At 67.4% G+C, this 25,350-nt stretch carries 21 protein-coding genes and 3 rRNA genes; 1 reads left to right on the forward strand and 23 read right to left on the reverse strand.

Going from position 1 to position 25,350, the window contains the following annotated elements; genetic code table 11:
• Positions 1-26 precede the first annotated feature (26 nt).
• The 20 genes from der to ASD43_RS14025 form a co-directional block, all read right to left on the reverse strand.
• The gene (der, locus tag ASD43_RS13935; RefSeq protein WP_056418696.1) at positions 27-1,565 is read right to left on the reverse strand and encodes a ribosome biogenesis GTPase Der; all 1,539 of its coding nucleotides are present in this window, start codon (positions 1,563-1,565) and stop codon (positions 27-29) included.
• Positions 1,558-2,232: a (d)CMP kinase gene (gene cmk, locus ASD43_RS13940; RefSeq protein WP_056418700.1), complete on the reverse strand. Its 675-nt coding sequence runs from the start codon at positions 2,230-2,232 to the stop codon at positions 1,558-1,560. The genes der and cmk overlap by 8 nt, the downstream gene beginning before the upstream one ends.
• Positions 2,225-3,370, reverse strand: a complete 1,146-nt coding sequence (locus ASD43_RS13945) for a prephenate dehydrogenase (protein ID WP_082539406.1) — start codon at positions 3,368-3,370, stop codon at positions 2,225-2,227. Before ASD43_RS13945 ends, cmk begins: the two co-directional genes overlap by 8 nt.
• Complete coding sequence (locus tag ASD43_RS13950) at positions 3,367-4,155, reverse strand: pseudouridine synthase (RefSeq protein WP_056418702.1); 789 nt, start codon at positions 4,153-4,155, stop codon at positions 3,367-3,369. Before ASD43_RS13950 ends, ASD43_RS13945 begins: the two co-directional genes overlap by 4 nt.
• Complete coding sequence (scpB, locus tag ASD43_RS13955; protein ID WP_056418706.1) at positions 4,152-4,754, reverse strand: SMC-Scp complex subunit ScpB; 603 nt, start codon at positions 4,752-4,754, stop codon at positions 4,152-4,154. The genes ASD43_RS13950 and scpB overlap by 4 nt, the downstream gene beginning before the upstream one ends.
• Entirely contained in the window at positions 4,744-5,565 is an 822-nt protein-coding gene (locus ASD43_RS13960; protein ID WP_056418709.1) for a segregation and condensation protein A, read from the reverse strand. The genes scpB and ASD43_RS13960 overlap by 11 nt, the downstream gene beginning before the upstream one ends.
• Positions 5,549-6,382 carry a ParA family protein gene (locus ASD43_RS13965; protein ID WP_056419707.1) on the reverse strand — a complete coding sequence of 278 codons (834 nt, stop codon included), beginning with the start codon at positions 6,380-6,382 and terminating at the stop codon, positions 5,549-5,551. The genes ASD43_RS13960 and ASD43_RS13965 overlap by 17 nt, the downstream gene beginning before the upstream one ends.
• A gap of 143 nt (positions 6,383-6,525) precedes the next feature.
• Positions 6,526-7,872: an ABC transporter permease gene (locus tag ASD43_RS13970; protein ID WP_082539407.1), complete on the reverse strand. Its 1,347-nt coding sequence runs from the start codon at positions 7,870-7,872 to the stop codon at positions 6,526-6,528.
• Positions 7,872-8,516 (reverse strand): ABC transporter ATP-binding protein, encoded by a 645-nt coding sequence (locus ASD43_RS13975; RefSeq protein WP_235564179.1) that lies wholly within the window; start codon positions 8,514-8,516, stop codon positions 7,872-7,874. Before ASD43_RS13975 ends, ASD43_RS13970 begins: the two co-directional genes overlap by 1 nt.
• A gap of 83 nt (positions 8,517-8,599) precedes the next feature.
• A complete protein-coding gene (locus tag ASD43_RS13980; RefSeq protein WP_056418716.1) occupies positions 8,600-10,222 on the reverse strand; it encodes a hypothetical protein in 1,623 nt (540 codons plus the stop codon).
• 1 nt (position 10,223) lies between these two features.
• Positions 10,224-11,240 carry a hypothetical protein gene (locus ASD43_RS13985; protein WP_056418718.1) on the reverse strand — a complete coding sequence of 339 codons (1,017 nt, stop codon included), beginning with the start codon at positions 11,238-11,240 and terminating at the stop codon, positions 10,224-10,226.
• Between the two features lie 131 nt (positions 11,241-11,371).
• Positions 11,372-12,274, reverse strand: a complete 903-nt coding sequence (xerD, locus tag ASD43_RS13990; RefSeq protein WP_056418720.1) for a site-specific tyrosine recombinase XerD — start codon at positions 12,272-12,274, stop codon at positions 11,372-11,374.
• A 2-nt stretch (positions 12,275-12,276) separates the two neighbouring features.
• Positions 12,277-12,855 (reverse strand): NUDIX domain-containing protein, encoded by a 579-nt coding sequence (locus tag ASD43_RS13995; protein ID WP_056419713.1) that lies wholly within the window; start codon positions 12,853-12,855, stop codon positions 12,277-12,279.
• A gap of 13 nt (positions 12,856-12,868) precedes the next feature.
• Entirely contained in the window at positions 12,869-14,566 is a 1,698-nt protein-coding gene (locus ASD43_RS14000) for a CTP synthase (RefSeq protein ID WP_056418725.1), read from the reverse strand.
• A 17-nt stretch (positions 14,567-14,583) separates the two neighbouring features.
• Positions 14,584-16,275, reverse strand: coding sequence for a DNA repair protein RecN (gene recN, locus ASD43_RS14005; protein WP_056418734.1), 1,692 nt, complete (start codon positions 16,273-16,275; stop codon positions 14,584-14,586).
• Positions 16,272-17,186 (reverse strand): NAD kinase, encoded by a 915-nt coding sequence (locus ASD43_RS14010; RefSeq protein ID WP_056418738.1) that lies wholly within the window; start codon positions 17,184-17,186, stop codon positions 16,272-16,274. Before ASD43_RS14010 ends, recN begins: the two co-directional genes overlap by 4 nt.
• Positions 17,183-17,980: a TlyA family RNA methyltransferase gene (locus tag ASD43_RS14015; RefSeq protein ID WP_056418742.1), complete on the reverse strand. Its 798-nt coding sequence runs from the start codon at positions 17,978-17,980 to the stop codon at positions 17,183-17,185. The genes ASD43_RS14010 and ASD43_RS14015 overlap by 4 nt, the downstream gene beginning before the upstream one ends.
• Positions 17,977-18,153 (reverse strand): hypothetical protein, encoded by a 177-nt coding sequence (locus ASD43_RS17425; RefSeq protein WP_200946593.1) that lies wholly within the window; start codon positions 18,151-18,153, stop codon positions 17,977-17,979. The genes ASD43_RS14015 and ASD43_RS17425 overlap by 4 nt, the downstream gene beginning before the upstream one ends.
• 59 nt (positions 18,154-18,212) lie before the next feature.
• Entirely contained in the window at positions 18,213-19,250 is a 1,038-nt protein-coding gene (locus ASD43_RS14020) for an HAD-IIA family hydrolase (protein WP_056418745.1), read from the reverse strand.
• Positions 19,251-20,351, reverse strand: a complete 1,101-nt coding sequence (locus ASD43_RS14025; protein WP_235564180.1) for a hypothetical protein — start codon at positions 20,349-20,351, stop codon at positions 19,251-19,253.
• Between ASD43_RS14025 and ASD43_RS17245 the strand changes: the two genes are divergently transcribed.
• Positions 20,310-21,563 carry a hypothetical protein gene (locus tag ASD43_RS17245; RefSeq protein ID WP_157550988.1) on the forward strand — a complete coding sequence of 418 codons (1,254 nt, stop codon included), beginning with the start codon at positions 20,310-20,312 and terminating at the stop codon, positions 21,561-21,563. The two genes, ASD43_RS14025 and ASD43_RS17245, sit on opposite strands and share 42 nt — an antisense overlap.
• Positions 21,564-21,608: 45 nt before the next feature.
• On the opposite strand, the gene rrf (ASD43_RS14035) is transcribed toward ASD43_RS17245, so the two are convergent.
• The 3 genes from rrf (ASD43_RS14035) to ASD43_RS14045 form a co-directional block, all read right to left on the reverse strand.
• Positions 21,609-21,728, reverse strand: a 5S ribosomal RNA gene (gene rrf / locus ASD43_RS14035).
• A 41-nt stretch (positions 21,729-21,769) separates the two neighbouring features.
• Positions 21,770-21,886, reverse strand: a 5S ribosomal RNA gene (gene rrf / locus ASD43_RS14040).
• 105 nt (positions 21,887-21,991) lie between these two features.
• Positions 21,992-25,096, reverse strand: a 23S ribosomal RNA gene (locus tag ASD43_RS14045).
• Positions 25,097-25,350: the final 254 nt, after the last annotated feature.

Here is a 25,350-nt window from a genome sequence, read left to right on the forward strand (position 1 = left end):
AGGCGATCGGTCGAGTCCGGACCGACTCAGCGCTGGCGCTTCTCGCGGACGCGCATGTTGATGACGATCGGCGTGCCGTCGAATTCGTACAGCTCGCGCAGGCGGCGCTGGATGAATCGGCGGTATCCCGGGTCGAGGAAGCCGGTGGTGAACAGCACGAACGTCGGCGGGCGCGTCGACGCCTGGGTGCCGAACAGGATGCGCGGCTGCTTGCCGCCACGCAGCGGATGCGGGTGCTCGGCGACGAGCTCGGCGAGGAAGGCGTTGAACTTGCCGGTCGGGATGCGTCGATCCCAGTTCTCGAGGGCGGTCTCGAGCGCAGGCACGAGCTTGTCGAGGTGACGACCCGTCTTCGCGGAGATGTTGACGCGCGGGGCCCATGCCACGTGGGCGAGGTCCTGCTCGATCTCACGCTCGAGGTACCGACGACGGTCGGCGTTCTCGAGGTCGTCGTCGTTCAGACGATCCCACTTGTTGAACGCGAGAACGAGCGAGCGACCGGACTCGAGCACGAGGTCGATGATCCGCACGTCCTGCTCGCTGATGGTCTCCGACACGTCGAGCACCACGACGGCGACTTCCGCCTTCTCGAGCGCCGCCGAGGTACGCAGCGACGCGTAGAAGTCGGCGCCCTGCGCCATGTGCACGCGACGACGGATGCCGGCGGTGTCGACCAGGCGCCACAGCTTGCCACCGAGCTCCACGACCTCGTCGACCGGGTCGCGGGTCGTGCCGGCGAGGTCGTTGACGACCACGCGCTCTTCGCCCGCCGCCTTGTTCAGGAGCGACGACTTGCCGACGTTCGGTCGACCGAGGATCGCGACACGACGCGGTCCGCCGATCTCCGCCTTCGCGACGGCCGAGACGTCGGGCAGGGTCTTCAGCAGCTGATCGAGCAGGTCTGCCACGCCACGGCCGTGGATGGCCGAGACCGGATGCGGCTCACCGAGTCCGAGGTTCCAGAGAGCTGCGGCCTCGGGCTCCTGGCGGGCGTCGTCGATCTTGTTCGCGACGAGGAACACCGGCTTGCCGCTCTTGCGCAGCAGCTTGACGACATGCTCATCGGTCGACGTGGCGCCGACCATCGCGTCGACGACGAAGAGCACCACGTCGGCGAGGTCGATCGCGACCTCCGCCTGCGCGGCGACCGAGCGGTCGATGCCACGAGCGTCGGGCTCCCATCCGCCGGTGTCGACAAGCGAGAACCGGCGGTCCGCCCACTCCGCCTTGTACGTGACACGGTCGCGCGTCACGCCGGGGGTGTCCTCGACGACGGCCTCACGGCGTCCGAGGATGCGGTTCACCAGCGCGGACTTGCCGACGTTCGGTCGACCGACGATCGCGACGACGGGCAGGGCGGGGAAGAACTGGATGCCGTCCTCGCCCATCGTGATGCCGGCGAGGAGCGCGGCATCCTCATCGTCCAGGTCGTAGTCGGCGAGGCCGGCGCGCAGCGTCTCGGCGCGCGCCTCGGCGAGCTGCTCGTCGAGCGACTCCATCTTCTCGGCGAGCCGATCGACACCGGTCCCTGAGCCTGTCGAAGGGTCGTATTCGTCGTCAGCCATGGTGTACTCCTCGGATTCGTTCGATCACCGAGAGAACGGCGTCGATGGTCTGTGGGAAATCGAGCTCCGTCGAGTCGACGACCTCCACGCCCTCTGCGGCGTTGAGGAAATCGACGACGGCGCTGTCTGATGCGTCTCGCTTGTGCAGTGCGGCGGCCACGGCCTCGGCGTTCTCCCCTGCGAGCTCGCCCGCACGGCGCGCGGCGCGCACCTCGGGGGCTGCCGTCAGGAGGATGCGCACGGGCGCGTCCGGAGCGACCACCGTGGTGATGTCACGGCCCTCGACGACGACCGCAGGATACGGCGCCTCGGCGACGAGGGAACGGAACAGGCGGTTGACCTGCTCTCGCACCTCGGGCACCCGCGCGACACCGCTCACCGCGCCCGAGACCGCCGGCTCGCGGATGGCGTCGGTGACGTCGACGTCACCGACATGCACGGCACGGTCATCGGGATCGAGTCCGAGACGCACCGGGAATTCGGCGACCGCGGCGAGGACGGCTCCGGCATCCGCCGTGTCCGCACCCCGATCGAGGACGTGCCAGGCGAGTGCGCGGTAGGCGGATCCGGTGTCGAGGTAGCCGAATCCGAGCGTGCGGGCCACGGCCTTGGACACGCTGGACTTGCCGGAACCTGCGGGTCCGTCGATCGCGATGAAGTCAGTCATTGGTCGTACCTGCAATCCGCCAGCCGCGTTCCTGGAGTCCGGTGATCGCCCCGTGCAGCGCAGCGGGGTCGACGCTGATCTCGGCGAGACCGAACTGCGCACCGGGCGAGTGCTCGAGGCGGAGGTCCTCGACGTTCACGCCGAGCTCGCCGAGCTCCCCGAACAGCCGGCCGAGCTGCCCCGCGGTGTCGTCGATCATGACGACCAGGGACTCGAACCTCTGGTTCTGGCCGTGCTTGCCCGGCAGCCGTTCGACGCCGTCGTTGCCCTGCCGGATGGTCTCGGCCACCACGCGCCGGGCGCCCGGCGCCTCGGGGGCACGCAATGCCTCCGACACCTCTCGGAGGTCGGCTGCCAGCGCGTCGAGGATCTCGACGACGGGCGCGGCGTTCGCGCCGAGGATCTGCACCCACAGCTCGGGCGCGGATGCCGCGATGCGCGTGGTGTCTCGCACACCCTGACCGGAGAGCCGCAGAGCGCCCTCGTCGGCCACGGCGAGTCGCCCGGCGAGCAGACTCGCGACCACCTGCGGCACGTGCGAGGTCAGCGCGACGGAACGGTCGTGCTCCTCGGGAGTCATCTCGAGAGGCATGGCGCCGACGTCCAGCGCGAGCCCCTCGACGAGCGCGAGGTCCGTCGCCCGGGTGTCCGCGTCGCGGCAGACGACCCAGGGACGACCGATGAACAGGTCGGCGCGTGCCGAGATCGCGCCGCCGCGCTCTCGGCCGGCGAGAGGGTGCGAGCCGATGTACCGGGTGAGGTCGACGCCTCGGTCCCGCAGACTGCGGAACGGCTCCAGCTTGACGCTCGCCACATCGGTGACCACCGCGTCCGGGAAGCGGGTCAGCTCCGCTTCGATCACGTCGGCGGTGACATCCGGGGGGACGGCGACGACGACGAGCACGGGAGCGTCATCGTCGGCGGCGGCACGGCCCGCACCGTAGTCGACGGCGAGGCGGAGCTGGGCGGGCGATGTGTCGGCGAGGACGACATCGATGCCCTTCCCGCGGAGCGCATGGCCGATGCTCGAGCCGAGCAGGCCGGCGCCGACGACGCGCACGGTGCCGGAGAGCCTCGCCGCAGTTCGCGGCGCGACGGAACTCCGAGCCCCCGTGGGCACACTCGTCGTATCGGTCACTCGTTCTCCTGCTGCTCGCCTGGCGCCGCGGCGACACCGGAATCACGGCGCGACAGAGTCAAGAGCGCGCCCAGTTCGATTTTAGTCAGTTCGCGGCTCTTCCCGACCGGGAGCGTTCCCAGGTGCAGCGGACCGAACTGCCGACGCACGAGTTCGGTGACCGGATGGCCGACGGCGGCCAGCATGCGCCGCACGATGCGATTGCGCCCGGAGTGCAGCGTCAGTTCTACGAGGCTCGACCCGCGCGAGGTGTCGAGCAGGCGCGCCTTGTCGGCCGCGATGAACCCGTCGTCGAGGTCGATGCCCTTGGTGAGCCGCGAGATCGTCTGAGCCGTGACCGCGCCGTCGACCTTCGCGATGTAGACCTTGGTGACCCCGAACGAGGGGTGCGCGAGAACGTGCGCGAGCTCCCCGTCGTTGGTCAGCACGAGCAGGCCGCTGGTCTCGGCATCCAGTCGCCCGACGTTGTAGAGCCGCTCTTCGTAGTCGTCGGTGAATCGGCGCAGGTCGGGGCGGCCGCTCTCATCGCGCATGCTGCTGACCACTCCCGTGGGCTTGTTGAGGATCACGTAGCGCTTCGACACGTCGAGCTGCACGGCGGTGCCGTCGACGTCGACGAGATCGGTCTCGGGGTCGATCCGACGTCCGAGCTCGGTCACGGTCTCGCCGTTGACCTTGATCCGGCCCTCGACGATGTACTGCTCCACGACCCGTCGCGAGGCGACCCCGGCGGCAGCCAGGACCTTCTGCAGGCGGACGCCCTCGGGTGTCTCGAAGCCGCTCATCGGATGGTCCCTTCGTCGAAGCCGTCTGCACCGTCGTCGAGCAGAGGAGAAATGGGGGGCAGCTCGTCGAGCGAGTTGATGCCCAGATGCTGCAGGAGCGCATCCGTAGTGCCGTAGTTGATGGCGCCGGTCTCGGAGTCCGCGAACATCTCGGTGATGAGGCCGCGGGCGAGCAGCGTGCGCACCACGGAGTCCACGTTCACCGCGCGGATGGAGGCGACCTGGCTGCGCGTCACGGGCTGCTTGTAGGCGATCACCGCGAGCGTCTCGAGTGCCGCCTGTGAGAGGCGTGCGGGCGCCTGGCCGCCGATGAACTCGGCCACGAGGTCGTCGTGGTCGTCGCGCACGTAGAGACGCCAGCCGCCCCCGACCTCACGCAGCTCGAACCCGCGGCGCGGGCCTGCGCCTCTGCCGTCGTAGTCGTCGACGAGCGTCTCGATCGTCTGACGCACCGCCGCCACCGGCGAGCCCACGGCCGCCGCCAGCGCGATCAGCCCGATCGGCTCGTCGATGATGAGCAGGATCGCCTCGATCCGCTCCGCCAGCGGAGACTCGGTCGCGGGGGGATCCGTCACGGATCCGGTCACATCATCGGTCATAATCGGCTCCCAGGGTCGCGAGTGTCTCGTCCGACCACGAATCGGCCGCCCAGCGCAGTGTCAGTTCGCCGAGCGGCTCCAGCTGCTCGAACGAGAGCGCCGCGTGGCGGTACAGCTCCAGCACGGAGATGAAGCGAGCGACGACGATTCCCGGCTCGCTCACTCCGGCGACCAGCTCGCGGAAGCTCACCGCCTCTGCGGCGCGCAACAGGGTCACCACGATCGCCGCCTGCTCGCGGATGCTGACGAGCGGGGCGTGCAGGTGGTCGAGCCCGACATGCGGGATCTCCTTGGGCGCGAACGCCAGCAGGGCCAGCGCGGCGAAGTCGTCGACGCTCAGCGACCAGACCAGCTCCGGGGTCTTCCGACGGTGCTTCTCGTCGAGGCGCACCGCCCGCACATGCCGCCGGTCCTCGCGCTGGAGGCAGCGGGCGAACCACGCCGAGATCTCCTTGAACGCCCGGTACTGCAGCAGCCGTGCGAAGAGCAGGTCACGGGCTTCGAGCAGGGCCACCGCCTCGGCATCCACCAGCTCGCCCTGCGGGAGGAGGCCGGCGACCTTCATGTCGAGCAGCGTGGCCGCGACGACCAGGAACTCCGACGCCTGGTCGAGCTCCTCGTCGTCGTCGAGCTCGCGGAGGTAGGCGATGAACTCGTTGGTGACCGCGCTCAGCGACACCTCCGTGATGTCCATCTCATGCTTCGAGATGAGATTCAGCAGAAGATCGAACGGTCCGTCGAAGTTCGACAGCGAGACCCGGAATCCCGTCGTGTCGTCAGGTGCGAGGCTCTCGTCAGGCGACAGCGCCACGGGCGACCAGCTCCCGCGCCAGCCGCAGGTATGCCTGGGCGGCGGCGTGCTCCGGAGCGAACTCGGTGATGGGCACACCCGAGACCGACGCATCCGGGAACTTCACGGTGCGGCCGATGACGGTCTCCAGCACATCGTCGCCGAAGGCCTCGACGACGCGCTGCAGCACCTCACGGGAGTGCAGCGTGCGCGGGTCGTACATCGTGGCCAGCAGACCGTCCATCGTGATGGACGGGTTGAGGCGGTCGCGAACCTTGTCGATCGTCTCGATGAGCAGGGCGACGCCGCGAAGAGCGAAGAACTCGCACTCGAGCGGGATGATGACACCGTGCGCGGCGGTGAGCGCGTTCACGGTGAGCAGCCCCAGCGAGGGCTGGCAGTCGATGAGGATGACGTCGTACTCCCCCGCCACCTGACGCAGGACGCGGGCGAGGATCGTCTCACGGGCGACCTCGTTGACGAGGTGCACCTCCGCCGCCGACAGGTCGATGTTCGCGGGCATCACGTCGAGGCCCGCGACGCCGGAGTGGACGATCGCGTCGTGCGCGTCGCGCTTGGTGTCGAGCAGCAGGTCGTAGACGGTCGGCACATCGTGCGTCTGGATGCCGAGACCGGCCGACAGGGCCCCCTGCGGGTCGAAGTCGACGGCGAGCACCTTGCGTCCGTACTCGGCCAGCGCGGCGGCCAGGTTGATCGAGGTGGTCGTCTTGCCGACGCCGCCCTTCTGGTTGCAGAGCGCGATGATGCGCGCCGGGCCGTGCGACGCCAGCGGTTCGGGGGTCGCGAAACCGTGATAGGGACGCCCGGTGGGTCCCATGGGGGTGTCGTCGGTCTTCGACGTCTTCACCCTGGACTTCGCCGCGTTCTCAGCCACCGATTCTCCTGCTCCGTCGTGCTTGAACGAGTCTAGCGGGAGCCCTGTCGACCCGTGCCTCGGCGCGCGGCAGCAGCCGCACGCGCTCAGCCGCCCCGGAGTGCCTCCACCGGCTCGATCCGCGCCGCGCGCCGGGCCGGATACCACCCGGACCCCCACCCGACGACCGCCCCGAGCAGGGCGCCCGCCACGGCGACGAGCGGATCGGTGACCGGAGTCCACCCCTGCACGACGGCGACCACGATCACGGCGAGCACGCCGAGCGCTGAGCCGATCAGACCGCCGATGAACCCGATGACGACGGACTCCACCATGAACTGCGAGCCGATCTGCCGACGGGTCGCTCCGAGCGCTCGACGCAGGCCGATCTCGCCGATGCGCTCCATGACCGAGAGCAGGGTGACGTTCGCGATCCCGAGACCCCCCGCCAGGAGGGCGATCACACCGAGGATCAGGAACACGACGTTCACGTCGGACTGCACGCTCTGGCTCAGGTCGGACGAGCCCGAGGGCGCATTCGCCTCCAGGCTGTCCGGGTCGTCGGGCTGCAGTGCGAGGACGGACTGCTCGGCGACCTGAGGACCTGCGCCGACGACGATGCGAATGTCGAGATCGGACGGCGCGAGCAGACCGAAGTCCGCCCTGGCCGATCCGATCGGGATGATCACCGCGTCCGAGAGCTCGCTGCGTCTTTCCATGCCGTCGACTATGCCGACCACGGCATATGCGATGCCGGCGACGAAGACGGAGGGCTGCGAGTCGACCCGGTTGATGCCCATGCGCTCGGCCGCGCGTGCGCCGAGCACCGCGACCCGATCGGCGCGGGTGTCGTGCCCCTGGTCGAAGAACCGCCCGGCGACGACCTCGCCCTCCTCGGCGTCGACGAGCTCCGGAGAGGCGGAGAAAAGCCGCGGCGACGAGACCGCCGGCGCCGACGGGTCGTTCACCGGCACAGCCGTCACCGTCTCGCCCTCGGCGAGTTCGACCTCGCCCAGCAGAGCCGCGCTCTCGACTCCTGCGAGCAGCGCCACGCGATCCGGAGCGTCCCAGGGCAGCCGCCCGGCGGCGACCGTGGTGTTCTTCGCTCCGGACTGCGCGGTCGCCGCGGTCACCACGACCCTCGTGGCCGCCGCTCCGTCGAACTGGCTGGCGATCTGGCCGGCCGCCGTCTGCGCGAATCCGAGAGTGGCGACGAGCGAGGCGATCCCGAGCACCGTGCCCATGATCGTCATCACGAGGCGCGCAGGGCGCGATCCGATGTCCGCGGTCGCCTCGGCGACGAGATCCTGGAAGGTGAAGCGGTCCGCGTGCGTGATCGCCGGGACGAGAGGCGCAGCCGTCGGGTCGCCCGTCACCGCGGCCCCACCGCCCTCCTGCTCGGCGGAGGCGTCCGCCCGTGCGCGCTGTCCGCGACGCCACCGCAGCGCGCGCATCACAGCTCCGTCAATCGGCCGTCGGATATCTGGATGCGGCGGCGGGCGCGCCGAGCGACATCCTGATCATGGGTGATGACGATCAGCGTGAGCCCGTCGGCGTTGAGCTCTTCGAAGAGCGCCATGACCTCGCCGGATGTCCGGTGGTCGAGGTTTCCCGTGGGCTCGTCGGCCAGCAGCAGCCTGGGGCCGCTCACGACCGCGCGGGCGACGGCCACACGCTGGCGCTCACCGCCGGAGAGGGAGTTGGGGAAGAAGTCGACACGGTGCGAGAGTCCGACCCGGGACAGCGCCTCGCGCGCCCTGGCCTCGCGCTCGCGACGTGGCACGCCGCTGTACAGCATCGGCAGCAGCACGTTGTCGAGGACGGTGCGCCGCGGGAGCAGGTGGAACGACTGGAACACGAACCCGATGAACCGGGCACGCACGGCCGCGCGCTCGTCCTCGGTGAGGTCCCCCGTGAGCGAACCCGCGAGGCGGTACTCTCCGACGCTCGGACGGTCGAGGAGTCCGAGCAGGTTGAGCATCGTCGACTTGCCGGAACCGCTCGGCCCCACGATCGAGAGGTAGTCACCGGACTCGATCGACAGCGTCGCCGCCTTCAGCGCCTGCACCTCGGGCGGGCCGGGGAAGGACCGCGTCACATCACGGAGCTCGACGAGCGGTGGCGCGACGACGGTCGCTCCCCCGACCTCGGGATCGACCTCGGTGGTGGCGCCCGCGTCGGTCACTTTCCGACCACCACGAGGTCGCCCTCGTCGAGTTCGCCGTCCACCGGCGTGACCTCCACCGCCCCCTTCGCCGCGAGACCGGTCTCCACCACGACGATCCGTGTCTCGGTGTCGTCTCCCTTGCGCGGATCCGACTCCGCCACCTCGATGCGCGATTCTCCGCCGGGGCCGGCGGTGAGCGCCGCCAACGGCACCGACAGCACGTCGCCCTCGGTGGCACCGACCGCGATGCGCACCCGGACGTTCGCTCCCTGCAGCTGCGTGATCTGCTCGGGCGTGAGCGGGTCGGGCTCGAAGAGCACCTCCCATCGCGCCTTGTTGTCCTTGCCGGGGTTGAGTTCGACGATGACGGCCCGGTGCTCGGTGCCGTCGGGGAGTTCGAACGTGCCTTCGCCGCCCGCCTTGAGCAGACGAGCGTCCGCCTCGGCTGCGGCGCCCGTGAGGCGCACCGTCGCTCCCGACACGGTCATGACCGCCCCCGAGATCGAGGTGCCCCGAGAGACGTTCACCGCATCGACGCGGCGGGGCAGCTCGGTGAGGAACAGCACCTCGCTCGACGGCAGGAACGGAAGGACGCTCTGGCGCGCGGTCTCGAGCGTCTGCGCGGCCGAGTCGACCTGAGCGCGGGCCGATTCCAGCGCGGCGCTCTCCGCCCCGGTGTTCTTCGCCGCCCACAGCTGATCGCGCTCGAGGCGCGCCGTCTGCAGGGCCCATTCCGCCTCCTGGACACTGGTGCCCTCGGCTCCGGCCCTCGCCGCGGCCAGCGCCTGCTCAGCGGCGGCGACGTTCACGTCGGCCTGCCAGCTCTCGAGCTTGCTCGGGCCGGCACCTGCGAGATTCAGCGCCTGCTGCGCCTGCTGCACGCCGTCCTCGGCGGCGCGCACCCCCTCCTCGGCGGAGCGCACCGTCTCCTCCGCGCCCTCCTCGGGCGACGGAGCGGGGTAGCCCGCCTGCGCGTAGAGCTGCCCCACGGCATTCGCGGTGGCCTGGTCGAACAGGTTCGACGTGACATCGCCGGCATCGATCCCGATGCTCACTAGGGACTGCTTGAGCTGCAGCACGTCGGGACCCGAGACGCCGATGCGCAGCGTGCGGTAGGCGGGGAGCTCACCCGGCAGGACGATGACCGGACGGCCCTCGATCTCCAGCGCGATCGAGAGCGGATCGAGCGTCGCCCCGACCTCGGGCACGGCACCGGTCACGACGCTGCCTCCCCCGGTGGTGTCGATCGTCACATCGACCGCATCCGCGTATCCGACATCGGCCCGCAGGGTCACGTCGTTGCTGAGGGGACCGAACTCGACCGGTACGGTCACCAACCCAGGGTCCGGCGTCTCGCCCGCCGAGGCGGGCGATATCAGGAAACGTCCGACCAGCAGCCCGACGACCAGGCTCAGCACCGCGCAGAGCGCGACGATCCAGAGGGTGCGATTGCCACGGAGGATGCGCCGCCAACCGCTGACGCGGGATGTGTCGACGCGATCCTCCGTCTCGTCGAGGACGGGGTCCTCGTCGGTCGGGATCAGTTCATCGACCCCCACCCCCTGTTCGGGGGCGCGTCCGCCGGTGATCGACGGGTCTTCCGGGAGTGGTGTCGTGGGTGTCTCGTCGCGCGTCATTTCAGCTGTTCTGCTCGGCGGCGGCCTTGAAGGCCTCGAGGTCGGCCTTGTTGTCCGCGATGAACTTCTCCTCCAGCGCGAACTGGATCTTCAGCGACTCATCGGCGTACGAGGTCTTGGTGCGGCATTCGAGGTCCGCGAGGGCGAGCTTGATCTCGCGCTCGCCGAGCGCCGCCATCTCCGGGCTCTCGTTGGGGTCGACGAAGTCGGGCGACTCGGTGTCGACCGGGGTCGAGCCGTCGCCGTAGGCGGCGTCGTAGAGAGCGGACTGCTCGTCCGAGATCGACTGCTGCGCCTCGAGCTGCGCGGAGAACCCGGGCTCACCCGCGTCGTCCATGCACGACGCCCATGCCGCGTTGAGCTCTTTGAGCTCCGGCGAGTCCTGCGTCGACGTGTAGAGCTCGTTCATCTTGTCGCGGAGGTCGGCGAATTCGTCCGACTGCCACGGGTCGTCGCCTTCGAGCTCGTGCTGCGCCCAGCCCTGGCATCCCGCGGACTCCCAGCTGTACTCGTAGCTGCCGTCCTCGGACATCTCCTCCTCGGTGGGGCCGGCACCGTAGGCGGTCTCGTAGAACGCGGTCTGCTCGGACTCCGAGAGCGACTCGATGTACTCCTGGTTGGGGTCGACGTACTCCTCCCCGGTCTGCTCGCCCATCTCCTCGCTGTACGGGCTGTTGACGATCCCGTAGCCGTACTTCTCGACCCAGTCCTTCTTCTCGGGCTCCCAGACGACGTCGTCACCGGAGAACACCATGCCGCCGTTGGCGGTGTTCGGCGTGTACTCGAACCCCTCCTTGGCCATGCACTCGGCCATCAGCTCCTCTTGCTCACGCTGCCGTTCCTCGTACTGCTTCTGCTGCTCCTCCTGCGACATGTCGCCGCCGTATGCGGAGGCGAGGTAGGTGCTCAGCGGGGAGTCCTCGTAGCTGAGACCCTCATCGGATGCCGGAGAACACCCCACCAGCGTCGCAGCCAGGGCGGTGGCGGCGAGGGCCGCAAGAGGTCCGGTGGAACGCATGTCGTACTCCTTCGTCGATCGACCCGAGTGATCCGAGGTCTCCCGTAAGCCTAGGGAGAAAGGGGAATTCCTCGCGTCCCCCAAAAGGATGACAAAAACTGGTCGTCGACCGGGGCGGCGTACCGCTAGGATCAGCGCGCGCGCGGATGCGACGTCGCGTAGATGTCCCGCAGGGTGTCGACCGACACATGGGTGTAGATCTGGGTCGTCGCGACCGAGGCATGCCCGAGAAGCTCCTGCACCACGCGGACGTCGGCTCCGCCCTGCAGCAGATGGGTCGCGAACGAGTGCCGCAGCGTGTGCGGAGAGACCTCGGCCGTGATGTGCGCGCTCTCGGCGGCGGCGCGGATGACGAGCCAGGCGCTCTGACGGGACAGCGGTGCACCGCGCGCCCCGAGGAACAGACGAGCGGAGGCACGCCCCTTGGCGGCGAGTCCCGGACGCACCCTGGTGAGATACGCGTCGACGGCGGCCCGGGCGAAGGATCCGACGGGCACGATGCGCTCCTTCGACCCCTTGCCGCGCAGGCGCAGGACGTCGCCGTGCGCGAGGTCGTCGACGTCGAGGCCGACGGCTTCGGAGACCCGGGCGCCCGTCGCGTAGAGCAGCTCGAGCAGAGCCCGATCGCGGATGCCGAGCGGGTCCTCGGCCGACGGCGCGGCGAGCAGCCGCTCGACCTGATCGATGGTCAGGGCCTTCGGCAGCCGCTGCGGCGCTTTCGGAGGACGCAGGCGGCCGCTCGGATCGTCGATGTCGATGCCCTCCCTGGTGAGGAAGCGATGCCACCCGCGCACCGAGGACTGCAGACGCGCGAGACTCGAGGCGGCGGGCGCCGGATCGGCACTCGATCGGTCGGCGATGAAGCGTCCGACCACCGCGGCCGTGATCGCCGAGGTGTCGGCGATCCCCTCGGCGTCCAACCACTCGACGTACGCCGTGAGGTCCCGGCGGTATGCCGCGATCGAGTGCTCGCTGAGCCCGCGCTCGATCGTGACATGGCGCAGATAGGCGTCCAACGCTCGATCGAGCTGCACGCTCAGCTCCGGTCGCGCAGCCTCTGCGCGGCGGCGAAGACGCCGATCGTCAGGATGCCGTTGCGCATGCGCCCGTCGAGCACGGCGGAGACGGCGTCGTCGAGCGGAATCCACTCGACGCGGATGTCGGCCTCTTCGTCCTCACGATCGTGCGCGGTGGGCGCGGCGGAGATCCCGGTGGCGAGGAACAGGTGGATGACCTCGTCGTTGCCGCCCGGCGTGGTCCATGACGAGACCAGCGGCTCCCAGTGCGCCGCGACGAGATCGGCCTCCTCGGCGAGCTCCCGCCTGGCGGCCTCGAGCGGATCCTCGCCCGGCACGTCGAGCAGGCCGGCCGGCAGCTCCCAGTCCCGATGGCGGATCGGATGCCGGTACTGCTGGATGAGCAGCACTCGTCCGTCGTCGTCGAGAGCGAGAATGGCCACCGCCCCCGTGTGCGCCACGTACTGGCGACGGATCTCCCCGTCGCCGTAGCGCACCCGGTCATCGCGCACGTCCCAGACGACGCCTTCGAACGCGAGCTCGCTGGTGAGCACCTCCGGCTGGAAGGGCTCGTCGCGCAACTCGTGCGACTCAGGCATCGGCTTCGCCGACTCAGGCATCGGCTTCGACATCGAACAGCTCGCTCGAGCGGTGCCGGTCGATCGCCGCGCCCACCAGCCCGCGGAACAGCGGGTGCGGGTCGGTCGGACGCGAGCGGAGCTCGGGGTGCGCCTGCGTGGCGATGTAGTACGGGTGCACGTCGCGCGGGAGCTCGACGTATTCGACGAGGTCGAGCTCCGGGTTGAGACCGGAGAACACCAGGCCCGCATCGGAGAGACGGTCGCGGTAGGCGTTGTTGACCTCGTAGCGGTGGCGGTGACGCTCGGAGGCCTCCGGAGCGCCGTACACCTCCCGAGCCAGGGATCCCTCGGCGAGAGCCGCCCGGTAGAGGCCGAGGCGCATCGTGCCGCCCAGGTCACCGCCGTCGAGGATCTCGACCTGCTCCGCCATCGTGGCGATCACGGGCTCCGTGGTGTCGGGGTCGAACTCGCTCGAGGATGCGTCGACGATGCCGGCGACGTCCCGCGCGTACTCGATGACCATGCACTGCAGACCGAGGCAGAGCCCGAGCGTGGGGATCCCCTGCTCGCGGGCGAACTTCAGCGCGCCCAGCTTGCCCTCGATGCCGCGGATGCCGAATCCTCCGGGGACGCAGATACCGTCGAGCGCGGCGAGCTGCTCGCGCGCGCCCTCGGGCGTCTCGCAGCGGTCGGAGGGGATCCAGCGGATGTTGACCTTGGTCTCCTGCGCGAAGCCGCCGGCCTTGAGCGCCTCGGTCACCGAGAGGTACGCGTCGGGAAGGTCGATGTACTTGCCGACCAGCCCGATCGTCACCTCGTGCTTGGGGTTGTGGACCGCGTGCAGCACCTTGCTCCAGCGCGACCAGTCGACCTCGTCCGCGGCCTTCTGGTCGAGACCGAGGCGACGGACGATGTAGGAGTCGAGCCCCTGGTCGTTGAGCGTCGACGGGATGTCGTAGATGCTCGGCAGGTCGACGGTGTTGATGACGCCTTCGGCGTCGACGTCGCACATCAGGGCGATCTTGTTCCGGTTGCTCTCGCTCACCGGCCGGTCGCTGCGCAGCACCAGTGCATCGGGCTGGATGCCGACCTGGCGGAGGGCCGCGACCGAGTGCTGGGTCGGCTTCGTCTTCTGCTCTCCGGACGCGCCCATGAAGGGCACGAGCGACACGTGCACGAAGAACACGCTGTCGCGACCGAGCTCGTGGCGCAGCTGGCGAGCGGCCTCGAGGAAGGGCTGCGACTCGATGTCGCCGACCGTGCCGCCGACCTCGGTGATGATGACGTCGGGGCGGGGGTCCTCGGTCGCCTGCAGACGCATGCGGCGCTTGATCTCGTCGGTGATGTGCGGGATGACCTGCACGGTGTCGCCGAGGTACTCGCCGCGGCGCTCGCGCGCGATGACCTGCGAGTAGATCTGACCGGTGGTGACGTTGGCCGCCTGCGACAGGTTGATGTCGAGGAAACGCTCGTAGTGTCCGATGTCGAGGTCGGTCTCTGCGCCGTCGTCCGTGACGAACACCTCACCGTGCTGGAAGGGGTTCATGGTGCCGGGATCGACGTTCAGGTACGGGTCGAGCTTCTGCATCACGACGCGGAGTCCGCGGGCGGTCAGGAGGTTGCCCAGGCTGGCGGCGGTGAGCCCCTTGCCCAAAGACGAAACGACACCACCCGTCACAAAGATGTGCTTGGTCGTGTCGTTCTTGGGCCCCGCAGAAGAAGAGTTCATCACGGGCTTCGATCCTATCAGTCGGTGGAGGACCCGAGGGTGAGAAGTTCCCGGGCATGGGTGATCGCGGCATCCGAATCGGTGAGTCCCGACAGCAGTCGAGCCATCTCGGCCTCGCGCTCCGGTCCGTCCAATCGCCGCACACTCGACGCGGTGACCGCCCCGTCGTGCGACTTGACGACCGACAGATGGTTCGTCGCGAAGGCGGCGACCTGCGCGAGATGGGTGACGGCGATGACCTGAGACTTCTGTGCGAGCCGGGCGAGTCGTCGCCCGACCTCGATCGCCGCAGCGCCGCCGATACCGGCATCCACCTCGTCGAAGACGAACGTGGCCACGGGGTCGGTCGCCGCGATGACGACCTCGATCGCGAGCATGACGCGCGACAGCTCTCCGCCCGATGCCCCCTTGGCGACCGAGCGGGGCTCGGCGCCGGGGTGCGGAGCCAGCAGGATGGCCACGTCATCGCGACCGTGCGTGCTCTCTGCGCCGAGGGTGACGGAGACCTGCAACGTCGCATCGGGCATCGCGAGCGCGTGCAGCTCCTCGCTCACCGCGACGCCGAGGCGTGCGGCGGCGGCCGTGCGGGCGGCCGTCAGCGTCTCGGCGCGAGCATCGAGGTCGGCGCGTGCCGCATCGCGCTCGGCCTCGAGTCGGTCGACGCGCTCGCCGTCGTCGTCGAGTTCGGCCAGTCGCGCCGATCCGGTGCGCCAGAGCTCGAGCGCGTCGTCGAGCGAGCCGTGCGCGCGGATGAGAGTGCCCAGCGCCGCCCGGCGCTCTTCGACCGCGGCGAGCTCGTGCGGACCGGACTCGTCGAGGTCGGCGAGGTACGCCGACAGCTGCCCCGCGACGTCCGCGATGCGATAGCCGATGTCGGCCAACGCGGCGGAGACGTCGGTGAGCGAGGCATCCGAGACGCGCTCGAGGGCGCGACGGGCCTCGGCGACGAGCGCGGAGGCATCCGGCTCGCCCTCTTCGCTCGACAGCGCACTGTGGGCGAGCGATGCGGCGAGGCGCAGCTCCTCGGCGTTCGCCAGCCGCTCGGCCCGAGCGGACAGCTCGACGTCTTCGCCGGGTTCGGGTGCCGCGGCCTCGATGAGCGCCAGAGCCTCCCTCAGGCGGCTCGCCTCTTCGGCCCGACGATCGCGGTTCTCGGTGATGTCGACGATCTCGGCATCCAGTGCGCGCCAGCGCTCGAACGCCTCTGCGTAGGCCTGCAGCGGCACCGCGATGCCAGCGCCTCCGAAACGGTCGAGGGCGTCGCGCTGAGCGGACGCCGAACGCAGCCGCAGCTGCTCCGACTGACCGTGCACGACCACCAGCTCCTCGGCCAGAGCCGACAGCACCCCGGCGGGTGCCGCGCGTCCGCCGACGCTCGCCCGGCTGCGCCCCTCGGCGCTCAGCGTGCGGGAGACGTACAGCTCAGCGGCGCCGTCGCCGGCCGGTTCGAGCTCTCCCCCGGCGTCTGCCACGATGTCAGCGACATCGCCGGTCGACGGCACGATCCACACACCGGCGACGGATGCCTGCCCGGCACCCGCTCGGACGGCGCCCGAGTCCGCACGCTGCCCGAGCAGCAGGCCGAGACCGGTCACGACCATGGTCTTGCCCGCGCCGGTCTCGCCGGTGATCGCCGTGAACCCGGCGCCGAGCGGCAGAACGGCATCGGCGATCACGCCGAGCCCCTGCATCCGCATCTCCTCGATCACGACACGACCCCCTGACCGCGCCATCCGGCGACGGGCAGCTGGAACTTGCGCACGAGCCTGTTGGTGAACTCGGTGGGATGCAGGCGAGCCAGACGCACCGGCCGCGAGGAGCGACGCACCACGACGCGTGCACCCGGAGGGAGATCGTGGGAACGACGCCCGTCGCACCAGAGGATTCCCGACCCCGAGGTCCCCTCGAGCATCTCGATGGCGACGGCCGCGTCAGGGCTGACGACGAGCGGCTTGGCGAACAGCGCGTGGGCTGACAGCGGCACGACCGCGATGGCCTCGACGCTCGGCCAGATCACGGGGCCGCCGGCCGAGAAGTTGTACGCGGTCGACCCGGTCGGGGTCGAGACGACCATGCCGTCGCATCCGAAGCTCGACAGCGGCAGTCCGTCGATCTCGAGCACGACCTCGATCATGCGTTCGCGGCTCGCCTTCTCGACGGTCGCCTCGTTGAGAGCGAATGTCTCGTAGACGACCACGCCGTCGGCATCCTTCACCCGCACCGACAGCGCCAGCCGCTCTTCGACGCCGTAGTCGCGGTCGATCACCTTGCGCATCGCGGCGTCCATGTCGTCGCGGTCGATCTCTGCGAGGAACCCCACGTGTCCCATGTTGATGCCGAGCACCGGTGCCGTGCACCCTCGCACGAGCTCTGCCGCGCGCAGGATCGTCCCGTCACCGCCGAGGACCACCGCGAGCTCGAGGTCCTCCTGCTGGACGGTGTCGCCGAGCACGTCGATGTCGGCGAAATGGGAGTCGACGGCGCGAAGATCCAGGCTGTCGTCGGCGGCGAGCACCGGGCGGATCCCGGCATCGCGCAGCGAGTCGACGACCCGCCGGGCTGCCGCGACGGTGTCCTCGCGTCCCGCGTGGGCGACGATCAGGATGTTGCGTTCGTTCATCGTCTCCCTGCCAATGTGTTGATGCGGTCCGACCATTCTGACGGATCGCTGCCTCGCCCCGGAGCGAGATGCAGCAGGTACTCCGTGTTGCCGTGCGTGCCGAGGATCGGAGAGGGGAGGATGCCGAGCATCCCGAGTCCCGTGTCCCACGCGCTCCAGGCCGTGCGGGCGACGGCGTCCGCCCGGGTCGCGGGGTCGGTGACGAGGCCGCCGCGCACGGCCGTGCGTCCGACCTCGAACTGCGGCTTGACGAGCAGGACGATGTCGGTGGTGGGCGCGGCGACACCGGCGACCGCGGGGAGGACGAGTTCGAGCGAGATGAACGAGAGGTCGCCGACGATGAGGTCGAGCGTGCCCTCTTCTCCGGTGACGCTGCGGAGGTTGTCCGTCGTCATATGACGGACGTTGTAGCCCTCCACCACGACGACGCCGGGGTCGGCGGCGATCGACGGCGCCATCTGGTCGTGCCCGACGTCGACCGAGAGCACTCGTCGCGCCCCGCGTTCCCTGAGTACCTGAGTGAAACCGCCCGTGGACGCCCCCATGTCGAGGGCCAGACGTCCGTCGACCGGGATCCCGAAACCGTCGAGCGCGGCGATCAGCTTGTGGGCGGCCCGCCCGACGTAGTGGTCGGCGCCGGCGACGGAGATCTCGGCAGCATCCGACACGGCCGTCGACGCCTTGATGACGGGGCGTCCGTCGACGCTCACCAGGCCGTCGGCGATCAACGACGCGGCATGGGTGCGCGAACGAGCGAGTCCTCGCAGGGCGAGGGCGGCGTCGAGTCGGGTCATCGGGCGCCCGGCGCGTCGCGCTGATCGAGTCGCGCACCGCTCTCGAGTCGCCGGGAGAGCTCATCGTGCAGCCCGGAGTACGCGTCGGCCCTGGCAGCGAGCGGCTGTCCTTCGATCAGGCGCAGGCGACTCCACAGGCCGTCCGTCGGCGCATCGGTCGTCTCATCGCTCACGTCTCTACTGTACGTGGAGCGAGGGACTCCCGGTCGGAGCCGGGCCGAGCGACCGGGGGTCAGGGTCGGTGGAACGGATCGTCGTACAGACGCTCCGGCACCCGCAGCACGAACACGGGAGTGCCGGACGCCCAGATCGCGGCCGCACCGGCGCGCAGCAGATCGATCTGACGGCCTCCCTCGGAGACGATCTCGACGTCCGCCCCCACCACGCGGACGGAGGCGCCGTTGACCGAGTGGATGCCGTCTCTGACTGTGGCCTCGGGATACGGTTCGTGCAGCTCACGCAGATCGCTGAGGATGAAGGTGGGCCGCGAGCCCTCGGGCGCCGCCAGCACGTGCTTGGGGCGGTCGATGCCGGTGAGGACCAACGCGGACTCGATGCCGGCCCGCACCGCACCGAGGATGTCGGTGTCGAGGCGATCGCCGATGAACAGCGGCTTCTTCGCGCCGAAACGCTCGGTCGCTTCGTCGAAGATCGGCGTCTCGGGCTTGCCCGCCACCGTCGCGAGGCGACCGATGGCTGTATGCACGGCCGACACCAGGGTGCCGTTGCCCGGGGCGACACCGCGCTCCCGCGGGATCGTCCAGTCGGTGTTGGTGGCGATCCAAGGGATCCCGCCTTCGTCCTCCGGCAGCTTCAGTGCGAAAGCGGCCTCGGCGAGGTCGGTCCATGCCACCTCAGGGGCGAAGCCCTGCACGACCGCATCCGGGGCGTCCTCGGCGCTGCGGGTGACGGTGTACCCCGCCTTCTCTGCCTCGTCGACCAGCCCCGCTCCCCCGATGATCAGCAACGTCGCCGGCGCCGGCACCAGTCCGGCCAGCAAGCGCATGGCCGCCTGCGGGCTCGTGATCACGTCTGCAGGCGCCACCGTGAGGCCGAGGCTCGACAGGTGCTCGGCCACGGATGCATCCGTGCGTGACGCGTTGTTCGTGATGTACCCGAGTCGAGCTGTTCGCGCAGCGGCGTTCAGGCTCTCCACCGCGTGCGGCAGCGCGCCCGGCCCCGCGTACACGACACCGTCGAGGTCGGCCAGAACGGTGTCCACACCGTCGAGGGGAGTCCGCGAGGACGCGTTCCGCGAGAACAGCCCCACTCACGCCTCCTTGGACGTTGCGGTGTCGTCGCTCGCGGTGTCGTCGCTCGCGGTGTCGTCGCTCGCGGTGTCGTCGCTCGCGGTGTCGTCGCTCGCGGTGTCGTCGCTCGCGGTGTCGTCGCTCGAACCCGTCGAAGACGCGTCGGAGTCGACGGACTCCTCGGACTCGTCGTCGTCCTCGCCGAGCAGCTCACGAACCTCGTCCTCGACCGTCGGCTCGGAGTCGACGACCCCTGCCGCGTCTGCGTCGGCGTCTGCATCTGCATCGGCGTCCGCGGCGAGGCTTTCGTCTGCGTCTGCGTCTGCGTCTGCGTCTGCGTCTGCGTCTGCGTCTGCGTCTGCGTCTGCGTCTGCGTCTGCGTCTGCGGCGAGGTTTTCGTCATCGTCGAAGTCGCCCTCGATGAGGCCGTCCTCGATCATGATCTCCTCATCGCCGGCGTCGTCGACTCCCAGAGCCTCGGCGGCGACCTCGGCGCGGTGCGACCAGAACTCGGCCTCATCGGTGCGACCGAGATCCTCGAGCACTGCGGCGCGAGCAGCGAACAGAGCCGGGCTCCACTCGAAAGCTCGGTCAGGGTCGAGCTCAGGGATCTCGAGTTCGCCGAGAGCCAGCTCGAGGTCGCCCTGATCGAGGCGAGCGCCCGACATCGCAATCGCGAGAGACACGCGTACAGGCGTGGTGAGAGCTGCACGGTCGACGGCGCGACCCGTCTCGAGCGCACGATCAGGGCGGCCGATGCCGCGCTCGCTGTCGACCATGAGAGCGATCTGGTCGTCCTTGCCGGAGATGCGGCGGTAGGTGCGCAGCTCGCGGAGAGCGAGAGCGAAGTCCTCTGTCGCATAGGCCGTGATGCCGAGAGTCTCACGCACGATCGCGATGCGGCCGGCCCGACGCGACGCGGCCAGGGCATGCTCGTGAGCCAGCGCGGGATCTTCGTCGATAAGGCGGGATGCCATCGCCAGGTGCCGAGCGACGAGATCAGCGTTCTCCTTGCTGAGGGTCTTCAGCTCGTTGCGGGCCGATGTGTGCAGATCGCGCGCGGTGACCTCGTCGGGAATGTGCGGATCGTTGAACCGCGGACGATCGCCCGATGCCTGCACCGGGCGCTCGCGGTCCGCTCCCCCGCGCTGCGGGTACGAACGACCCGCGTCGCGGTCCTGGCGAGGAGCGCGGTCATCCCGGTTGTAGCCGCCGGAACGGGGAGCGCCACCATCGCGGTTGTCGCGGTTGTAGCCACCCGAGCGAGGAGCGCCACCATCACGGCTGTCACGGTTGTACCCACCCGAGCGAGGAGCGCCACCATCACGGCTGTCACGGTTGTAGCCGCCGGAGCGGGGAGCGCCACCATCACGGCTGTCACGGTTGTACCCACCCGAGCGGGGAGCGCCGCCGTCACGGTTGTAGCCACCCGAACGGGGAGCGCCACCATCACGGTTGTCACGGTTGTACCCACCCGAACGGGGAGCGCCACCATCACGGTTGTCACGGTTGTAGCCGCCCGAACGGGGAGCGCCACCATCACGGTTGTCACGGTTGTACCCACCCGAGCGGGGAGCGCCGCCGTCACGGCTGTCACGGTTGTACCCGCCCGAGCGAGGAGCGCCACCATCACGGCTGTCACGGTTGTAGCCACCAGAGCGAGGAGCGCCACCATCACGGCTGTCACGGTTGTACCCACCCGAACGCGGAGCGCCACCATCACGGTTGTACCCGCCCGAACGGGGAGCGCCACCATCACGGCGGTCACGGTTGTACCCACCCGAACGCGGAGCGCCACCATCACGGTTGTACCCACCCGAACGCGGAGCACCACCATCACGGTTGTACCCACCCGAACGAGGAGCACCACCATCACGGTTGTAGCCACCGGAGCGAGGAGCGCCACCGTCACGGCTGTCACGGTTGTAGCCACCCGAACGAGGGGCGCCACCGTCACGGTTATCGCGGTTGTAGCCACCCGAACGAGGGGCACCACCGTCACGGCTGTCGCGGTTGTAGCCACCCGAACGAGGAGCACCACCATCGCGGTTATCGCGATTGAACCCGCCGGAGCGAGGGGCACCACCATCACGATTATCGCGGTTGTACCCACCCGAACGCGGAGCTCCACCATCACGGTTGTAGCCACCCGAACGAGGAGCACCACCATCACGGTTGTCGCGGTTGTACCCACCCTCACGACGCGGGCCGCTGCTGCGGCCGTCGGATCGCCCGCCGGAAGGTCGACTGTCACGCGATCCACTGTCGTCATTGCGACGCGGACGGCGCTGTTCCTCTTCCGGCATGATGCTCCCTGTTCTCGATCGTGTTAACGCAAAATGGCCACCCAACGATGGGTGGCCATTTGCTTAAAAGAAGTCCGGCGGTGTCCTACTCTCCCACAGGGTCCCCCCTGCAGTACCATCGGCGCTGTGAGGCTTAGCTTCCGGGTTCGGAATGTAACCGGGCGCCCGCCCATCGCGTAGTGAGCGGTCGGCATCACCGGCACGGGCTCGACGACCGGGTCGACATAAAAGAAGTCCGGCGGTGTCCTACTCTCCCACAGGGTCCCCCCTGCAGTACCATCGGCGCTGTGAGGCTTAGCTTCCGGGTTCGGAATGTAACCGGGCGTTTCCCTCACGCTATGGCCGCCGAAACACTATAGATGTTTCAATCAAACACATAACAAAGTCATTGTCATGCGGTTCTCGACCGTACATCGAGAACCACTCAGTGGACGCGTAGCACCAACAAACGGTGTGTTATCAAGTCATCGGCTTATTAGTACCAGTCAGCTGCATGCATTGCTGCACTTCCACATCTGGCCTATCAACCCAGTAGTCTGGCTGGGAGCCTCTCACCCGAAGGTATGGAAATCTCATCTTGAGGCCGGCTTCCCGCTTAGATGCTTTCAGCGGTTATCCATCCCGAACGTAGCTAATCAGCGGTGCTCCTGGCGGAACAACTGACACACCAGAGGTTCGTCCAACCCGGTCCTCTCGTACTAGGGTCAGATCCTCTCAAATTTCCTACGCGCGCAGCGGATAGGGACCGAACTGTCTCACGACGTTCTAAACCCAGCTCGCGTACCGCTTTAATGGGCGAACAGCCCAACCCTTGGGACCTACTCCAGCCCCAGGATGCGACGAGCCGACATCGAGGTGCCAAACCATGCCGTCGATATGGACTCTTGGGCAAGATCAGCCTGTTATCCCCGAGGTACCTTTTATCCGTTGAGCGACAGCGCTTCCACAAGCCACTGCCGGATCACTAGTCCCGACTTTCGTCCCTGCTCGACCTGTCAGTCTCACAGTCAAGCTCCCTTGTGCACTTACACTCGACACCTGATTGCCAACCAGGTTGAGGGAACCTTTGGGCGCCTCCGTTACTTTTTGGGAGGCAACCGCCCCAGTTAAACTACCCACCAGGCACTGTCCCTGAACCGGATTACGGTTCGAAGTTAGATATCCAGAGTGACCAGAGTGGTATTTCAACAATGACTCCACACGAACTAGCGTCCATGCTTCACAGTCTCCCACCTATCCTACACAAGCCACACCGAACACCAATACCAAGCTGTAGTAAAGGTCACGGGGTCTTTCCGTCCTGCTGCGCGTAACGAGCATCTTTACTCGTAATGCAATTTCGCCGAGTTCGCGGTTGAGACAGTTGGGAAGTCGTTACGCCATTCGTGCAGGTCGGAACTTACCCGACAAGGAATTTCGCTACCTTAGGATGGTTATAGTTACCACCGCCGTTTACTGGGGCTTAAATTCTCAGCTTCGCCTTGCGGCTAACCGGTCCTCTTAACCTTCCAGCACCGGGCAGGCGTCAGTCCGTATACATCGTCTTGCGACTTGGCACGGACCTGTGTTTTTAGTAAACAGTCGCTACCCACTAGTCTCTGCGGCCACCACACGCTTTTGGGAGCAAGTCCCTATACGCGGATGGCCCCCCTTCTCCCGAAGTTACGGGGGCATTTTGCCGAGTTCCTTAACCACGATTCTCTCGATCTCCTTGGTATTCTCTACCTGACCACCTGAGTCGGTTTGGGGTACGGGCGGCTAGAACCTCGCGTCGATGCTTTTCTTGGCAGCATAGGATCATCCACTTTTTATCCGCATCGTGTCTCAGCCTATGTGAACGGCGGATTTGCCTACCGTTCGGCCTACGCACTTGCACCAGGACAACCATCGCCTGGCTTGGACTACCTTCCTGCGTCACACCTGTTAATACGCTAACCGCACCAGAATGGGGTCGTGCGCTAGGCCCAGAGCGTCACCCCGAAGGGATCAGTCACTGGGATTCAGACACTTAGCACTACTGGATTAGCTTGGGCGGTTCTTCGCCGGTACGGGAATATCAACCCGTTGTCCATCGACTACGCCTGTCGGCCTCGCCTTAGGTCCCGACTTACCCAGGGAAGATTAGCTTGACCCTGGAACCCTTGGTCTTTCGGAGGACGTGTTTCTCACACGTCTTTCGCTACTCATGCCTGCATTCTCACTCGTGTAGCCTCCACGGCTGGTTTACACCGCCGCTTCGCTGGCCACACGACGCTCTCCTACCCATCAACACGGCTGGACCACGAAGGCCTACCAATAATGTCAATGCCACAACTTCGGTGGCGTGCTTGAGCCCCGTTACATTGTCGGCGCGGAATCACTTGACCAGTGAGCTATTACGCACTCTTTCAAGGGTGGCTGCTTCTAAGCCAACCTCCTGGTTGTCAAGGCAACTCCACATCCTTTCCCACTTAGCACGCGCTTTGGGACCTTAGTTGGTGGTCTGGGTTGTTTCCCTCTCGACTATGAAGCTTATCCCCCACAGTCTCACTGCTGCGCTCTCACTTACCGGCATTCGGAGTTTGGCTGACGTCAGTAACCTTGTAGGGCCCATCGGCCATCCAGTAGCTCTACCTCCGGCAAGAAACACGCAACGCTGCACCTAAATGCATTTCGGAGAGAACCAGCTATCACGAAGTTTGATTGGCCTTTCACCCCTATCCACAGCTCATCCCCTCAGTTTTCAACCTAAGTGGGTTCGGTCCTCCACGACGTCTTACCGTCGCTTCAACCTGGCCATGGATAGATCACTTCGCTTCGGGTCTAGGACATGCGACTGAATCGCCCTATTCAGACTCGCTTTCGCTACGGCTACCCCACACGGGTTAACCTCGCCACATATCGCTAACTCGCAGGCTCATTCTTCAAAAGGCACGCTGTCACAGCTACTAAGGCTGCTCCAACGGTTTGTAAGCAAACGGTTTCAGGTACTATTTCACTCCCCTCCCGGGGTACTTTTCACCTTTCCCTCACGGTACTTGTCCGCTATCGGTCATCTGGGAGTATTTAGGCTTATCAGGTGGTCCTGACAGATTCACACGGGATTTCACGGGCCCCGTGCTACTTGGGATACTCTTCGCGCCACGGTTGGCATTTCGACTACGGGGTTGGCACCCTCTATGACCGGCCTTTCAAGACCGTTCGTCTATACCATCGTGTAACGCCGCCATCTCGGCAGAGATGACTGAAAAGTCCCACAACCCCCAACGTGCAACGCCTGCCGGCTATCACACACGCTAGGTTTAGCCTGTTCCGGTTTCGCTCGCCACTACTAACGGAATCGCGGTTGCTTTCTCTTCCTGTGGGTACTGAGATGTTTCACTTCCCCACGTTCCCTCTACCCGCCCTATATATTCAGGCGGGAGTCACTAGGTCGGCACGCCGCCCAGCGGGGTTTCCCCATTCGGACACCCTCGGATCAAAACTTGCTTATCAGTTCCCCGAGGCTTATCGCAGATTGCTACGTCCTTCTTCGGCTCCAGATGCCAAGGCATCCACCGTTTGCTCTTAAAGACTTGAAATCACATGAGTTTGAATCAGAATCGACGTGAACCCCGAAGGATCCACATGAAATTGACTAATGATCTTTAAGATCATCTTGTGCAACCGACCGAAGCCGGCTGCAAGATGCTCGCGTCCACTGTGTAGTTCTCAAAGTACGGGCGGTACCCCTACCAGCAACCCCCACAGGGGAAACCAGAAGAGGCCCAGAGGTACGAAAAACGAATCCTTTCAGATCCGCATCCGGTCCCTCAGGACCCAACAGCGTGCAGGC

Origin of the sequence: Microbacterium sp. Root553 (genome assembly GCF_001426995.1) — a bacterium.
Lineage (GTDB): Bacteria > Actinomycetota > Actinomycetes > Actinomycetales > Microbacteriaceae > Microbacterium.

Coding starts and splice junctions, on each gene's coding strand:
- ASD43_RS14000 (WP_056418725.1), bottom strand. CDS start 14,566: ATGAACTCTTCTTCTGCGGGGCCCAAGAACGACACGACCAAGCACATC.
- ASD43_RS13950 (WP_056418702.1), bottom strand. CDS start 4,155: ATGAGCGGCTTCGAGACACCCGAGGGCGTCCGCCTGCAGAAGGTCCTG.
- ASD43_RS13995 (WP_056419713.1), bottom strand. CDS start 12,855: ATGCCTGAGTCGCACGAGTTGCGCGACGAGCCCTTCCAGCCGGAGGTG.
- ASD43_RS13970 (WP_082539407.1), bottom strand. CDS start 7,872: ATGCGCGCGCTGCGGTGGCGTCGCGGACAGCGCGCACGGGCGGACGCC.
- ASD43_RS14010 (WP_056418738.1), bottom strand. CDS start 17,186: ATGAACGAACGCAACATCCTGATCGTCGCCCACGCGGGACGCGAGGAC.
- ASD43_RS13965 (WP_056419707.1), bottom strand. CDS start 6,382: ATGGGACCCACCGGGCGTCCCTATCACGGTTTCGCGACCCCCGAACCG.
- ASD43_RS13980 (WP_056418716.1), bottom strand. CDS start 10,222: ATGACGCGCGACGAGACACCCACGACACCACTCCCGGAAGACCCGTCG.
- scpB (WP_056418706.1), bottom strand. CDS start 4,754: ATGACCGATGATGTGACCGGATCCGTGACGGATCCCCCCGCGACCGAG.
- ASD43_RS13985 (WP_056418718.1), bottom strand. CDS start 11,240: ATGCGTTCCACCGGACCTCTTGCGGCCCTCGCCGCCACCGCCCTGGCT.
- cmk (WP_056418700.1), bottom strand. CDS start 2,232: ATGACTGACTTCATCGCGATCGACGGACCCGCAGGTTCCGGCAAGTCC.
- der (WP_056418696.1), bottom strand. CDS start 1,565: ATGGCTGACGACGAATACGACCCTTCGACAGGCTCAGGGACCGGTGTC.
- ASD43_RS14015 (WP_056418742.1), bottom strand. CDS start 17,980: ATGACCCGACTCGACGCCGCCCTCGCCCTGCGAGGACTCGCTCGTTCG.